Raw genomic sequence first — 13,073 nt, 5'->3', positions numbered from 1 at the left:
TCTGTCGCCTTTCGGAAACCTGACCTGATGTTTGTTTGTACCTTGCTCACCGATCCCGCCGCGCCTGCATTGGAGGGTGCATTGGTCGAAAGCCTGCGCAATGCGTGGGGGGGTGGAGGGGCGCAGTGGTTATCGCCGGATGAAGCCGCGGAATTTTCCTTGCCTGCGGTGCCTGCAAACCTGTGGGAGGTTTGGGCAGACGTGCAGGCCATGGGGGTGGATCTGATGATCCAGCCCTTGGCGGCGCGGCGCAAGGCGATGCTGCTGGCCGACATGGACAGCACCATGATCCAGCAGGAATGTATCGACGAGTTGGCGGATGTGGCGGGCGTCGGGGACCGGGTGAAAGACATCACGGCGCGGGCAATGAATGGTGAGTTGGATTTTGAAGCGGCTCTGCGAGCGCGGGTCGGTCTGTTGAAGGGCTTGCCGGATCGCGTGATTGGCGAGGTTTTGGACAGTCGGATAACCCTGATGCCGGGCGGAACGGTTTTGTTGGCGACGATGAAGGCGCAAGGGGCCTATGCGGCTTTGGTGTCAGGCGGGTTCACGGCGTTTACCGCAGCCGTGTCGGAGCGTTTGGGATTTGACGAAAACCGGGCGAACAGTTTGTTGGTGGAGGACGGTCATTTGACCGGCGCGGTTGGCATGCCGATCCTAGGGCAGCAGGCCAAGGTGGATGCGTTGCAAGAGATCACGGCGCGGTTGGGTCTGGTCGATGCGGACGTGCTGGCCGTGGGGGACGGGGCCAACGATCTGGGAATGCTACGGCGCGCGGGCATGGGCGTGGCGCTGCATGCAAAGCCGAGCGTTGCGGCGCAGTGCGATGTGCGGGTGAATTTTGGCGACCTGACCGCGCTGCTGTTTTTACAGGGCTATGCGCGGTCTGAATTTGTGAATGTGTGAGGGGGCCAACCCCGCGCGCGCTGAGCCCCCCCCGGGGATTTTTTTGGAACAGAGAAGCAACTGACCCTTCGTACTGCGGCATTTGGACGATTCGTGCTATGATGCGGTGGGCATTTGGCCCGGGGAGTAAGTGACATGCCGGATTTTTTGTTTGCATATCATGGGGGTACAATCCCCGAAACGCAGCAAGAAGGTGAAAAAGCCATGGCTGCCTGGGGTCAATGGTTTGCGGACATGGGGGAGGCCGTGGTCAACGGCGGCAACCCAGTGGGCCAATCCATGACGGTGACGTCGGCAGGCGTTTCGGACACTGGCGGGACCAACCCGATTTCAGGCTATACGGTCGTGCGCGCAGAAACAGCGGAGGCTGCCTGTGCAATCGCGGCAGGGTGCCCCATGGTGGCAGATGGTTCCGGGTCGGTTGAGGTTGCGCCACTGATCGAGATGTAGCCCGTAAGGCGGATGCATCATCCGCCTAGAGCAACGCAGGTGCCGCGCGCAGGAGGCCGGTTTCGACAGCGCGCCGGTTCAGGATTGGGCCATTGGTGAAGGCCAGAGCCTCGGGATGGTTTGGGTCAAGTGCGCCTAGTTTGACCAGAATTTGGGCGATAGCGCATTCGCTGGCCCGGGTTGTGCCGTCTGATATCTTGAGGGCGACGCCCATGCGCTGTTCGGGCAGGATCGCGATGAAAAACCCTTCCGCGCCTGTTTTTATCGCAACCTTGCCGTCCATCGCACGCATCAACCGGGTGCAGGCGCGGCCTTCGCCTGCGACCAGGTCGGGGTGCCGTGTCATCGCGGCGCGCAGTTGACCTTCGGCGCTGTCCGCATCTGCGCTGGCGAAATGGGCCATGGCCCGCGCCATACCGTGCAGCGTGCAAGCGTAATTGGGCGCGGAGCATCCGTCTATGCCAAAGCCGGGGGAGGTTTCGCCTGTCGTTCGCTCAAAGGCATCGAGGCAGGCGCGTTGAACCGGATGCGACGGATCGATGTAGTCGGGGCCTGCGCCAAGGTGCCCGGCCAGCGTCAGGAAGCCGGTATGTTTTCCAGAACAGTTGTTGTGGATCTGGCAGGGCGCACTGTCTGCTTTCACCATTGCGTTGCGCGCAGCCGTATCGTCCGGGATTTGCGGCCCGCAGAGGAAATCATCATCCGATTTGCCGATCTGTTGCAACCATGCCTGAACCCGGTCCGTGTGAATGGCCGCCCCGTTATGGGATGCGCAGGCCAGAGCCAGATGTTCGGATGTCAATCCATTGGCAGCCGCGGCACCGCTTTCGATCAATGGCAGGGCCTGGATCATTTTCGAAGAAGACCGTGGCAGCACGATCGCCTCCGGATCCCCCCAGGACTGGATGATCTGGCCTGTGTCGTCGCAGATTACAGCGTGACCGGAATGCACACTTTCTAGGAACGGGCCACGCCAAACTTCTGCCATTGTCACAGGTTGCGTCATGATTTACCTCACATCTGCGCGAAAACTCGCCAATTCGGCTTTCCTGCATCGCGCGTTTCGCGCTAATGTGGCAGTTGTCGAGAAGAATTGCCGCCCTTGCAAGGGAATGCATCGAAAATGGTGTGCCCAAGGGATGGTTTGGGTTTTGAGGTCAGGACAGCTTGGAGGCTGTGAAATGGGATTATTGTCAAAAGCACTGCTGGGGTTTGCCGCTGCATCTGTGATGGTCGGCGCTGCCGTGGCGCAGGATCAAAGCACCAACCGGGTTGCCGCGAAGACGGATTGGAGCGTTTTCGTCGAAGACAACCCGACGGAGTGCTGGGGCGTTGCGACGCCGAAAGAAACTGTGAACACCCGGGAGGGTCGGGTTGTTGCGGCCACGCGCGGTCAGATCCTTTTGATGGTGTTTTACCGCCCAAGCGCGGATGCGAAGGGACAGGTCGCCTTTACCGGGGGCTATCCGTTCCGGTCCGGATCGACCGTGAACGTGAATATCAGCGACAACGAGTTCGAGTTGTTCACCGAAGGCGAATGGGCCTGGCCCGCGACAACGGCGGACGATGCCAAGATCGTCACCGCGATGAAGCGTGGCGCGACCGCTGTAGTGACGGGCATTTCGAGCCGGGGAACCACCACGAAGGATACGTTCTCGTTGCTGGGGTTCACGGCGGCGGTCGAGGATGCGGAAAGCCGCTGCGGCAGCTAGGCGCGACGACCCTCAGAAAATCACGATACCGAGAGCGGCTGTGCAGCGATGCACGGCCGCTCCTGCGTTTGCGGAGGTTGGGAACTGAATGGTTCCCAATTATGTCTTGATTTAAGAAACCCGGAAAGGAAACAGACATGGTCACCACAACAGTTCACACGCTTGAAACCGCACCAGAAGCGTCAAAACCGCTTCTGGAAAACTCGATCAAGGCTTTTGGGCGTTTGCCAAGCCTGCACGGCGTGATGGCACAAAGCCCCGGATTGCTGGAGGGGTATCAGCACCTGCATCGTCTGGCGATTGAGGGCACCGCATTCACCCCCGAAGAACGCACCGTTGTCTGGATGACGGTGAACGTGGCCAACAGGTGTCATTACTGCGTGCCGGCCCATACAGGCATCGCAAAAGGCGAGAAGATTGACGCCGACATCATCAATGCCCTGCGCGACGAAACGCCATTGCCTGCCAAACTGGAAGCGCTGCGCACCTTCACGTTGGCGCTCCGCGACACTCATGGTCGTCCCGGTGCGGACGCCGTCGCCGCGTTCGAAGCCGCTGGATACGGTGAGCGAGCGATTCTCGACACGATCCTGATTTATGGGCAGAAGGTGCTGTCAAACTTCACCAACAGCCTGTTTGACACGCCGACGGACGCGGCTTTTGCGCCATTTGCCTGGACACCCAAGGCTGTCGCGGCGGAGTGACGCGGTTGGGGGCTCTGCCCCCGTCCTGCGGACTCCCCTGGGATATTTTTGGCCAAGAGAAACTGTGGGCGATTCCCTTTTGATCGTCCGCAGTTTTCCTATATAGGGGCACATCACCCTTACTTGTTTGGAATTTATCATGGCTGACGCGCCGATCACTCAGGATGTTATGACGATCCCCCGGAAGCTGCCGGAGGGGCCTGTGAACCTGGTTGGGTTGACCCGCGCGGGAATGCGCGAGGCCTTGATTGCAAATGGGACACCCGAAAAGCAGGCCAAAATGCGGGTCGGTCAGATCTGGCAGTGGATTTACCAGTGGGGTGTGCGCGATTTCGCTGCGATGACGAATCTGTCCAAGGCCTTTCGTGCGGATTTGGCGGAGAAATTCGTCATCGAGATTCCCGAGGTCGTGTCCAAGCAGGTGAGTGAGGACGGGACTCGCAAGTGGCTGGTGCGGATCGCGGGCGGTCACGAGGTCGAGGTTGTTTATATCCCCGAAGACGGGCGCGGCACGCTGTGCATTTCCTCTCAGGTTGGCTGCACTTTGACATGTTCATTCTGTCACACGGGCACGCAGAAACTGGTGCGGAACCTGACGGCCGGTGAAATTGTGGGGCAGGTGATGATGGCCCGCGACGATCTGGACGAATGGCCTGTGCCCGGCGCGCCCAAGGACGAGACCCGCCTGTTGTCCAACATCGTGCTGATGGGCATGGGCGAGCCGCTGTATAATTTTGAAAACGTCCGTGATGCCATGAAGATTGCCATGGACCCTGAAGGCATCCAACTGTCGCGTCGCCGCATTACCCTGTCGACCTCGGGTGTTGTGCCCGAGATTGCGCGCACCGCAGAAGAGATCGGTTGTCAGCTTGCCGTGTCCTTTCATGCCACGACAGATGAGGTGCGCGATACGCTGGTTCCCATCAACAAACGCTGGAATATCGAGGTCCTGTTGGACGCGTTGCGTGCTTATCCAAAGGTCAGCAATTCCGAGCGGATCACCTTTGAATACGTGATGTTGCACGGGGTGAATGACAGCGATGCGGATGCGCACCGCTTGGTCAAGTTGATCGAGGGCATACCGGCCAAGATCAACCTGATCCCGTTCAACGAGTGGCCCGGTGCACCCTACACGCGCAGCTCGAACAACCGCATCCGGGCCTTTGCGGACATCATCTATAAGGCAGGCTATGCCAGCCCCATTCGCAAGCCGCGCGGCGAGGATATCATGGCGGCCTGCGGCCAGTTGAAATCGGCCACGGAACGCGCGCGCAAGTCGCGCAAGCAAATCGCTGCAGACGCCGGTCTGTGACGGGCGCGCAGCGACCGGGGTGATCTGTCAGGCGTCGGGTTTTGCCGCGTCGCCTGCGACCAATTGCAAGGATCCGCGCCCCAGAACGCGCATCGTTTTTACGGTTTTGTGAGTCGGGGCATCGATCTTGCTGACCCGCGCGACGTCAACCATGACGGTCGATCCCGACCATGTGGAGGGGGCGCCGGGCAGGAAAATGACGGCTTCGGTTTCGTTGCGCTCAATCTCGAATGCTATCTGGGAGTAATCGTCAAAGCGGACCAGGACAGGGGTGAGGAGGGCGGAGATTTCCTCTTGATTTGCGACGCTGCCGATGACGCCCTTTGCCACGGCATAGCCTGGCATCATGTCGATGAGCAATCCGTCGATCGAGTTGATCTTGGACGCGACGAAGGCCACTCTGGCCAGCACTCCGCAAAGGAAACACAGCAGCAGAATCAACAAGATCGCTAGGATGTTGACCAGAGCAATGCCGGCAACCGCATCGAAGGGGATCAGCTTGTCGATGGGGCCTGCAACCGCGATGCCGATATGGTAGGCCTTGGTCAGCAGGATGGCCAACATCGCGATGGGCACCAGAAAGATGATGCCCCCGAGTATTGTCGTCTTCATAGCTCTCTCTCCATGCGCCGGTTATCGCCCGGGTACATCTCCGCGTTTTTCAGTTGAACCCCAGTTCTCCAGAATATCGATGGCTTCGCGGGCGCTGTCGACGAAACGGAAGAGGTCAAGATCGTCAGCGGAAATCGTACCCGCATCCGCAAGCGCGTCCCAATTGATGATCTTCTCCCAAAAGGCCCGCCCAAAAAGCAGGAACGGCACGCGCTCCATTCGGCCCGTCTGGATCAATGTGAGCGATTCGAACAATTCGTCCAGCGTGCCGAACCCGCCGGGAAAGACGCAGATGGCCCGCGCGCGCATCAGGAAGTGCATTTTGCGGATGGCAAAGTAGTGGAAGTTGAAGCTGAGGTCCGGCGTCACATAGGCGTTGGGTGCCTGTTCAAAGGGCAAAACGATGTTCAGTCCGATCGAATGACCGCCGGCGTCATAGGCGCCGCGATTGCCCGCCTCCATCACGCCCGGCCCGCCGCCTGTCACGATCACGTTTTGACGCCCACCCGTTTCCATGGATTTTTGCGTCATCAACCGCGCAAATTCGCGCGCCTCATCATAGAAATGCGACAGATCAGAGAGCGTTTGCGTGCGTGCCGTGGCCTTGTTCACCGGGTCAGGAATGCGCGCGCCACCAAACAATACGACGGTGGTTTCGATCCCTGCCTCATTCATCATCAATTCAGATTTGAGCAATTCCAGCTGCAATCGAACTGGCCGCAAGTCTTCGCGGCATAGGAATTCGTTGTCCGCGAAGGCCAGCGTATAGGACGGCGAACGCGTTTGCGGCGTATTCGGGACCCCTTGGGCGGCGGTACGGTCGGTATGCGCGTCGCGAAACGGGCTATGGCGGTCGTCTTTCATATTGGTGTGCTCCTCATGGGCTTGGCTTAGGCGTAGCGCGATGATGCGCCGTTGCCCAGATGTGATTGCATGGGGAGGCGCTTTGTTGTCTAAGCGCCGCGACGCTTTTCGGGGAGAATCCAGATGTCCAACGCTCAGCTTGAAACCGCAATCGAAGCCGCATGGGAGGCGCGTGATACAATTACGCCCGCCACGACAGGTGAAACCCGTGACGCGATCGAAGAGACGCTGGCAGCCCTTGACGGTGGCGGGCTGCGTGTGGCCGAGCGTCAGGATGATGGCACATGGCATGTGAACCAGTGGGCCAAAAAAGCCGTGCTGCTGGGTTTTCGCATCAAGGATATGGAACAGCAGGACGGCGGCCCGCAGGGCGGCGGCTGGTGGGACAAGGTCGACAGCAAGTTCAAGGGCTGGGGCGACGACGAGTGGAAATCTGCGGGTTTTCGTGCGGTGCCTAACTGTATCGTGCGCAAGTCGGCCTTTATCGCACCCGGCGTGGTTCTGATGCCGTCCTTTGTAAACCTTGGCGCCTATGTGGACGAAGGCACCATGGTCGATACCTGGGCCACGGTCGGCTCCTGCGCGCAGATCGGCAAGAATGTGCACCTTTCTGGGGGCGTTGGCATCGGCGGCGTTCTGGAGCCGATGCAGGCGGGGCCGACGATCATCGAGGACAACTGCTTTATCGGTGCACGGTCAGAAGTCGTTGAGGGCTGCATCGTGCGCGAAGGTTCCGTGCTTGGCATGGGCGTCTTCATCGGCCAGTCGACCAAGATCGTGGACCGCGAAACCGGCGAATTCACCTATGGCGAAGTGCCTGCGGGGTCTGTGGTCGTGGCGGGCTCGATGCCGTCGAAGAATGGTGTGAACCTCTATTGCGCGGTGATCGTGAAGAAAGTCGACGCGCGGACCCGCTCCAAGACCTCGATCAACGAGCTTTTGCGTGACTGAGACGCCCAAAAAGCCCAAGAAACCGTCGCGCCAGCAGGTCTATACCTTGCTGGTGCAGATCGGGCGCAAGGCCGGTGACGGGTTGCCCAAGGGTGCGACGGGTGCGGCGCTGATGTGTTTTGCAAGCGGTGTGGACGAGGCCGAGGCGGTGCGCGAAACGGTGGCTCTACTCAAGCAGGCGGATACGGCCCCTTTGGACGTGACCGGCTATGGCACCCTGGCCGAGCGCGAGGCCGAAGGTCACGAGATCGATGATGACGAGCGTGAGCTGATGCAGCGTGCGCTGGACGAGAACTCGGTGATCGTGGCGCAGATGACGCCGTTTTTCGACAAGGCCTGATATAGGGCCCCGCGCCGGTCGCGCCCCTTTAAGGTCAACAGACTGGAACAGCGGCCCTTTCGCCACTACCTGTTTGCACATCAACCCGAAAGGCCCAGACATGCCCCCGATTGATCCCGTCCGACTGACCGCTGATTTGGTGCGTTGTGCCTCCGTCACACCTGCGGACGGGGGTGCGATGGACGTTTTGCATGAGCTGCTGAGCGGTGCGGGGTTCGACTGTGCCTGGGCGGATCGTGGCGGCATTCGTAACCTTTATGCCCGCTGGGGCGACAAGCGGCATACGCGTACGTTTGGTTTTAATGGTCATACGGACGTCGTGCCCATCGGGAATGTGGCGGATTGGTCGATGCCGCCCTTTGGGGCCGAGGTCAAGGACGGCGTTATGTATGGGCGCGGCACCACTGACATGAAGTCCGGCGTGGCGGCTTTTGCGGCGGCAGCGGTTGATTTTGTGCGGGATACGCCACCGGATGGGGCCGTTGTACTGGCCATTACCGGGGACGAAGAAGGCGATGCCGTGGATGGCACCACCGCTTTGCTGGATTATATGGCCGGTGCGGGCGAGGCGATGAGTGTCTGCCTAGTCGGCGAACCGACCTGCCCGAACGCCATGGGCGACATGATCAAGATCGGGCGGCGCGGGTCGATGAACGCGTGGTTCACGGTCACGGGCAAACAGGGGCACGCCGCCTATCCGCACCGGGCCAACAATCCGCTGAACCCGATGATGCGCCTGATGGATCAGTTAGCCAGTCACGAACTGGATCGGGGCACCGATCATTTCGACGCCTCGACTTTGGCCATCGTGACGGTGGACGTGGGCAATCCCGCCACGAACGTGATCCCGGCGCAGGCTCGCGCGACGGTCAACATCCGGTTCAACGACACCCATAGCGGGGAGAGCCTGACGGCGTGGTTACAAGCGCAGGCGGACGCGGTTGCGGTCGCCTACGGGGTCGAGATTGACATGACCGTTCAGGTGTCCGGCGAAAGCTTTTTGACCCCGCCCGGCCCGCTGTCGGATCTAGTGGCAAAAGCTGTCGAGGCCGAGACAGGCGTGGTGCCGGAATTGAGCACAACGGGCGGCACGTCGGATGCGCGCTTTGTCAAAAACCACTGCCCGGTTGTCGAATTCGGCCTGGTGGGACAGTCGATGCATCAAGTGGATGAGCATGTGCGCGTCGACCATATCCATCAACTCAAATCGATCTACGGCCGCATTCTGCGGGACTATTTCGCTTGACCTGGACGATTGAGCGGACGGACGATCTGTCGGCCTGTCTGGCCGTGCGTCGCGCCGTTTTCATGGAAGAACAGAACGTCAGTGAAGCAGATGAGATTGATGGGTTGGATGGCGCGGCCCTGCATCTCTTGGCGCGGATGGACGATCGGCCGGTCGGGACCGCTCGTATCTTGCTGTCGGGGGATTTGGCCAGGATCGGCCGAGTCTGCGTGCTGAAAGACGCGCGCGGGCTGGGGCTGGGCGCTGAGATCATCGAAGCTTGCGTTGACTTGGCACGCGCGCAGCCCGGTGTCACGCGGGCCAAGCTGGGTGCGCAGGTCCATGCACTGGGGTTTTATGAGAAGCTGGGGTTTTCCGCCTTCGGCCCGGTCTATGATGATGCGGGCATGCCGCACCGGGACATGGAACGCGCTGTGTGAGGCCGACGCTGATCATCATGCTGAAAGTGCCACAGGCTGGCCGCGTCAAGACGCGGCTTGGTCGGGACATCGGCATGACGGCGGCGGCGTGGTGGTTCCGCCACCAGGTGCGCGGGCTGCTGCGCCGGATATGTGATCCGCGCTGGGATGTCGTGCTGGCGGTGGCGCCTGACGTGGCAGGGACGCAATCACGGGTCTGGCCGGGTCAGTTTGCACGCTGGCCCCAAGGAAGCGGGACACTCGGGGATCGTATGCTGCGGATGATGCGCAAGGCGGGTGGGCCGGTTTGTGTGATCGGTGCGGATGTGCCGGGGATCACACGGGCGCGTGTTGGGGAGGCCTTTGCGGTACTCGGAGACAATGACGTGGTGTTTGGGCCTGCCCCGGACGGGGGATATTGGCTGATCGGGGCGAAACGTGGCGTCCGGTGCCGCCCCGGCATGCTGGGGGGAGTTCGGTGGTCCACGCGACACGCGCTGGCTGACAGCGTTGCGGCATTGGGCGGGGCACGCATTGCTTACGTTCAAACGCTCGTGGATGTCGATACAGTGCACGATTTGCCATGACGCCCCGCCACCTGCGTGCTACCTGAAGTTCATGACCCGTATCCCATCAAAGCCCGAAATCCTCGACTGGATTTCCGCCAATCCGACCCTCACCGCCAAACGCGACATTGCCAAGGCCTTTGGCATCAAAGGGGCTGCCCGGATCGACCTGAAACGCCTGCTCAGGGAGTTGGCGGACGAAGGCCATCTGGAGAAACGTAAAAAGACCTATCAGGACCCGGATCGGCTGCCGCCGGTCAGTGTCTTGCAGGTGCTTGCGCCCGACGACGATGGTGATCTCTTTGCCAAGCCGATGGAGTGGCACGGCACCGGGGTAGAGCCACGGGTGCTGGTGATCCCACGCGCCTCTGATCCGGCGCTGGGCGCGGGGGACCGGATTTTGGCCCGCCTGACCTTGGTGAAAGATCAGGATTATCATTACGAGGCCCGCCTGATCCGCCGGATTGGCACCAATCCGCGCCGGGCGCTGGGCGTGTTCCGCGTCGGGGCCGAGGGCGGGCGGGTGATGCCCGTCGACAAGGGCAGCGATCGGGAGTGGATCGTGGCCGCCGATGCCACACACGGGGCCAAAGACGGAGAGTTGGTCGAGGTCGAACAGGCGGGCCCGAAGTCCCGCATGGGCCTGCCCCGCGCCCGTGTCGTGAACCGGTTGGGTGACCCGTCGGCCCCAAAGGCCGTGTCGCTGATCGCGATCCATGAGCATGGCATTCCTGACAGCTTTCCCGATGATGTGGTGGCCGAGGCTGACCGCAAAAAGCCCGTCGGCCTGAAAGGCCGCGAGGATTTTCGCGAGATGCCTTTGATCACGATCGATCCTTGGGACGCGCGGGACCATGACGATGCGTGCTATGCCCATGCTGACGAAGACCCCAGGAACAAGGGCGGCCATGTCATTTGGGTCGCGATTGCGGATGTTGCGGCCTATGTCACGCCCGGCTCTGCGCTGGACCGAGAGGCGAAGAAACGGGGAAATTCCAGTTACTTCCCGGATCGCGTTGTACCGATGCTGCCGGACCGGCTGTCGGGCGACCTGTGTTCGCTGCACGAAGGGGTGCCCCGCGCCTGTATCGCGGTACGGATGCAGATCAATGCAAAGGGCGAAAAGATCGACCATTCGTTTCATCGCGCGTTGATGCGGTCGCCCGCGTCGCTGAACTATGAAGAGGTGCAGGCGGCGGTTGATGGTGCACCGAATGAGCGTACGGGGCCGTTGCTGGAGCTCGTTCTGAAGCCACTTTACGCCGCTTTTGCCGCTTTGGTCGAGGCCCGCCGTGCCCGCCAGCCGCTGGAGCTGAACCTGCCGGAGCGGCAGATTGTGCTGGATGACGATGGTACCGTCCGGTCCGTCAGTTTCAAGGATCGCCTGGACGCGCACCGCCTGATCGAAGAGTTCATGGTGCTGGCCAATGTGGCCGCCGCCGAGACGCTGATTGCCAAGGCGTCGCCGCTGCTCTTCCGGGTGCACGAGGAACCATCGCCCGACAAGCTGGACAGCCTGCGCGAAACGGCGCAGGCGGCGGGGTTGAACCTGGCCAAGGGGCAGGTATTGAAAACGGAACACCTGAACCGCTTGTTGGCGCAGGCCGAAGGGACCGACGATGCGGAGTTGATCAATATTTCGACCCTGCGGTCGATGACGCAGGCCTATTACAGCCCGCAGAATTTTGGCCATTTCGGCCTGGCGCTGCAAAGCTATGCACATTTTACCTCGCCCATTCGCCGCTATTCCGACCTGATCGTGCACCGGGCTCTGATATCGGCCCATGGTTGGGGCAAGGACGGCCTGTCGCCGCAGGATATCGAAGACCTGGACAAGACAGGCTTGCAGATTTCCAACACCGAACGCCGATCAATGGTGGCGGAGCGGGACACGACGGATCGTTATCTTGCGGCTTATCTGAGCGAACGGGTGGGCGACGAGATGGAAGGCCGGGTGGCGGGGATCGCCAAATTCGGCATTTTCGTCAAGTTGGATGACAGCGGCGCGGATGGACTTGTGCCGATGCGGTCCATCGGGGCGGAATACTTCCATTTTGACCGGGAGGCCAACACGCTGATGGGGTCGGATACCGGATTGGTCATCAGTCTGGGCCAGCGGGCCACCGTCCGATTGGCCGAAGCTGTGCCCGTGACAGGCGGCATTGCGCTGGAGTTGTTGGCGTTGGACGGTGAAGCCTTGCCCAAAGGACGGCGCAGCCCGGCAGGTCGCAGCCCGCGCCGCAAACCCACCAAGGCGAAACGCCGCAACGACAAGGTAAAACGCAAGGTCAAGCGCAGCCGTAGCTAGCCTCAGGCTGTGGAGATGGGGTTGACGTAAGCGCCAAGAGCACCGTCTTTCCGCACATCCGGTTCGATCCGCTCAAGACGTGCGTTTGCGACCCGCCGCCTCCGGCCTGCGTGTCAGCATGATGTTTTCTTGTCAGATGCTCATTGAGACGGCGTGAGGGATTTTGCTGTCAATTTTTGTCAGTATATCTGCTATGGTACGACATGACCAGAACACACCGCCTTTTTCAATTGATGCAAAGCCTCCGCCGTTTGCCGCCGCCGGTGACGGCACAGTCGCTTGCCTATGAAATGGATGTGTCCTTACGCACAATTTATCGCGATAAGGCTTATCCCCTTTGTTCCGGCAAGACTACATGTTGAGGCGACAGAGCTGATGATTGTGGCTTGAGGCGCGGATCGGATCAATTTGCGGCGCAGCTTGGGCGCATAAAACGTAGCTTTTATGATGACAGATGGCTTTCAGACGCGCTGGTCGACGAAATCGCGATAGGTTGCAGGCGCGAGACGGACACCGATTCCGAGCAGCGTGTCGAAGGCACTGCACATGTGTCGTCGCCGGTTCCAGCGGAACACGAACTCATCGAGGTAGCGTTGCAGATGTCGTTTCCTGAGGCCGTGGAACACACCTTTCGCCCATCGCTTCAGGTTGGAGAACACGCGGTGAACCCAGTGCAGGATCTCATGTGCCTTCCTGCCGGTGAC

The 13,073-nt window shown here is 60.7% G+C and carries 16 protein-coding genes; 12 read left to right on the top strand and 4 right to left on the bottom strand.

Annotated elements, in window-relative coordinates; all coding sequences use genetic code 11:
• Positions 1 to 27 precede the first annotated feature (27 nt).
• Both serB and LC354_RS15100 read left to right on the top strand, forming a co-directional pair.
• Entirely contained in the window at positions 28 to 906 is an 879-nt protein-coding gene (gene serB / locus LC354_RS15105) for a phosphoserine phosphatase SerB (RefSeq protein ID WP_223425189.1), read from the top strand.
• A gap of 135 nt (positions 907 to 1,041) precedes the next feature.
• Complete coding sequence (locus LC354_RS15100) at positions 1,042 to 1,356, top strand: hypothetical protein (protein WP_223425188.1); 315 nt, start codon at positions 1,042 to 1,044, stop codon at positions 1,354 to 1,356.
• A gap of 25 nt (positions 1,357 to 1,381) precedes the next feature.
• On the opposite strand, the gene LC354_RS15095 is transcribed toward LC354_RS15100, so the two are convergent.
• On the bottom strand, positions 1,382 to 2,362 hold the full coding sequence (locus LC354_RS15095) for an asparaginase (RefSeq protein ID WP_223425186.1): 981 nt from the start codon (positions 2,360 to 2,362) through the stop codon (positions 1,382 to 1,384).
• Between the two features lie 175 nt (positions 2,363 to 2,537).
• Here LC354_RS15095 and LC354_RS15090 point away from each other — a divergent pair, with 175 nt between their 5' ends.
• The 3 genes from LC354_RS15090 to rlmN all read left to right on the top strand — a co-directional run bounded on the left by LC354_RS15090 (position 2,538) and on the right by rlmN (position 5,084).
• On the top strand, positions 2,538 to 3,068 hold the full coding sequence (locus tag LC354_RS15090; RefSeq protein WP_223425184.1) for an invasion associated locus B family protein: 531 nt from the start codon (positions 2,538 to 2,540) through the stop codon (positions 3,066 to 3,068).
• Positions 3,069 to 3,205: 137 nt separating this feature from the next.
• Positions 3,206 to 3,772, top strand: coding sequence for a carboxymuconolactone decarboxylase family protein (locus LC354_RS15085; RefSeq protein ID WP_223425182.1), 567 nt, complete (start codon positions 3,206 to 3,208; stop codon positions 3,770 to 3,772).
• Between the two features lie 136 nt (positions 3,773 to 3,908).
• A complete protein-coding gene (rlmN, locus tag LC354_RS15080) occupies positions 3,909 to 5,084 on the top strand; it encodes a 23S rRNA (adenine(2503)-C(2))-methyltransferase RlmN (protein WP_223425226.1) in 1,176 nt (391 codons plus the stop codon).
• Between the two features lie 27 nt (positions 5,085 to 5,111).
• On the opposite strand, the gene LC354_RS15075 is transcribed toward rlmN, so the two are convergent.
• Complete coding sequence (locus LC354_RS15075; protein WP_223425180.1) at positions 5,112 to 5,696, bottom strand: hypothetical protein; 585 nt, start codon at positions 5,694 to 5,696, stop codon at positions 5,112 to 5,114.
• Between the two features lie 21 nt (positions 5,697 to 5,717).
• Positions 5,718 to 6,560 (bottom strand): LOG family protein, encoded by an 843-nt coding sequence (locus tag LC354_RS15070; protein WP_223425178.1) that lies wholly within the window; start codon positions 6,558 to 6,560, stop codon positions 5,718 to 5,720.
• Positions 6,561 to 6,683: 123 nt separating this feature from the next.
• Here LC354_RS15070 and dapD point away from each other — a divergent pair, with 123 nt between their 5' ends.
• The 7 genes from dapD to LC354_RS15035 all read left to right on the top strand — a co-directional run bounded on the left by dapD (position 6,684) and on the right by LC354_RS15035 (position 12,731).
• Positions 6,684 to 7,511, top strand: coding sequence for a 2,3,4,5-tetrahydropyridine-2,6-dicarboxylate N-succinyltransferase (gene dapD, locus LC354_RS15065; RefSeq protein ID WP_223425176.1), 828 nt, complete (start codon positions 6,684 to 6,686; stop codon positions 7,509 to 7,511).
• Positions 7,504 to 7,851, top strand: coding sequence for a hypothetical protein (locus tag LC354_RS15060; protein ID WP_223425174.1), 348 nt, complete (start codon positions 7,504 to 7,506; stop codon positions 7,849 to 7,851). Before dapD ends, LC354_RS15060 begins: the two co-directional genes overlap by 8 nt.
• Positions 7,852 to 7,951: 100 nt before the next feature.
• Complete coding sequence (dapE, locus tag LC354_RS15055) at positions 7,952 to 9,097, top strand: succinyl-diaminopimelate desuccinylase (RefSeq protein WP_223425172.1); 1,146 nt, start codon at positions 7,952 to 7,954, stop codon at positions 9,095 to 9,097.
• On the top strand, positions 9,094 to 9,516 hold the full coding sequence (locus LC354_RS15050; RefSeq protein ID WP_223425170.1) for a GNAT family N-acetyltransferase: 423 nt from the start codon (positions 9,094 to 9,096) through the stop codon (positions 9,514 to 9,516). The genes dapE and LC354_RS15050 overlap by 4 nt, the downstream gene beginning before the upstream one ends.
• A complete protein-coding gene (locus tag LC354_RS15045; protein WP_223425168.1) occupies positions 9,513 to 10,082 on the top strand; it encodes a TIGR04282 family arsenosugar biosynthesis glycosyltransferase in 570 nt (189 codons plus the stop codon). The genes LC354_RS15050 and LC354_RS15045 overlap by 4 nt, the downstream gene beginning before the upstream one ends.
• 31 nt (positions 10,083 to 10,113) lie before the next feature.
• Positions 10,114 to 12,369: a ribonuclease R gene (gene rnr / locus LC354_RS15040; RefSeq protein WP_223425166.1), complete on the top strand. Its 2,256-nt coding sequence runs from the start codon at positions 10,114 to 10,116 to the stop codon at positions 12,367 to 12,369.
• A 203-nt stretch (positions 12,370 to 12,572) separates the two neighbouring features.
• Complete coding sequence (locus LC354_RS15035; RefSeq protein WP_399203650.1) at positions 12,573 to 12,731, top strand: HTH domain-containing protein; 159 nt, start codon at positions 12,573 to 12,575, stop codon at positions 12,729 to 12,731.
• A gap of 99 nt (positions 12,732 to 12,830) precedes the next feature.
• Here LC354_RS15035 and LC354_RS15030 read toward each other — a convergent pair.
• The coding region (locus LC354_RS15030; protein ID WP_223425164.1) for a transposase at positions 12,831 to 13,073 on the bottom strand (243 nt) is incomplete at its 5' end.

Origin of the sequence: Tateyamaria pelophila (genome assembly GCF_019966495.1) — a bacterium.
GTDB classification, from domain to species: domain Bacteria; phylum Pseudomonadota; class Alphaproteobacteria; order Rhodobacterales; family Rhodobacteraceae; genus Tateyamaria; species Tateyamaria pelophila.
Note: the sequence above shows the minus strand (reverse complement) of the source record. Positions and strands in the feature narration are given on the sequence as shown.

Bases quoted from the DNA above. Each gene is read 5' to 3' on its own strand.
- LC354_RS15070 (WP_223425178.1), bottom strand. From the start codon at position 6,560: ATGAAAGACGACCGCCATAGCCCGTTTCGCGACGCGCATACCGACCGT.
- rnr (WP_223425166.1), top strand. From the start codon at position 10,114: ATGACCCGTATCCCATCAAAGCCCGAAATCCTCGACTGGATTTCCGCC.
- LC354_RS15075 (WP_223425180.1), bottom strand. From the start codon at position 5,696: ATGAAGACGACAATACTCGGGGGCATCATCTTTCTGGTGCCCATCGCG.
- LC354_RS15095 (WP_223425186.1), bottom strand. From the start codon at position 2,362: ATGACGCAACCTGTGACAATGGCAGAAGTTTGGCGTGGCCCGTTCCTA.
- serB (WP_223425189.1), top strand. From the start codon at position 28: ATGTTTGTTTGTACCTTGCTCACCGATCCCGCCGCGCCTGCATTGGAG.
- LC354_RS15035 (WP_399203650.1), top strand. From the start codon at position 12,573: ATGACCAGAACACACCGCCTTTTTCAATTGATGCAAAGCCTCCGCCGT.
- dapE (WP_223425172.1), top strand. From the start codon at position 7,952: ATGCCCCCGATTGATCCCGTCCGACTGACCGCTGATTTGGTGCGTTGT.
- dapD (WP_223425176.1), top strand. From the start codon at position 6,684: ATGTCCAACGCTCAGCTTGAAACCGCAATCGAAGCCGCATGGGAGGCG.
- LC354_RS15085 (WP_223425182.1), top strand. From the start codon at position 3,206: ATGGTCACCACAACAGTTCACACGCTTGAAACCGCACCAGAAGCGTCA.
- LC354_RS15090 (WP_223425184.1), top strand. From the start codon at position 2,538: ATGGGATTATTGTCAAAAGCACTGCTGGGGTTTGCCGCTGCATCTGTG.
- LC354_RS15100 (WP_223425188.1), top strand. From the start codon at position 1,042: ATGCCGGATTTTTTGTTTGCATATCATGGGGGTACAATCCCCGAAACG.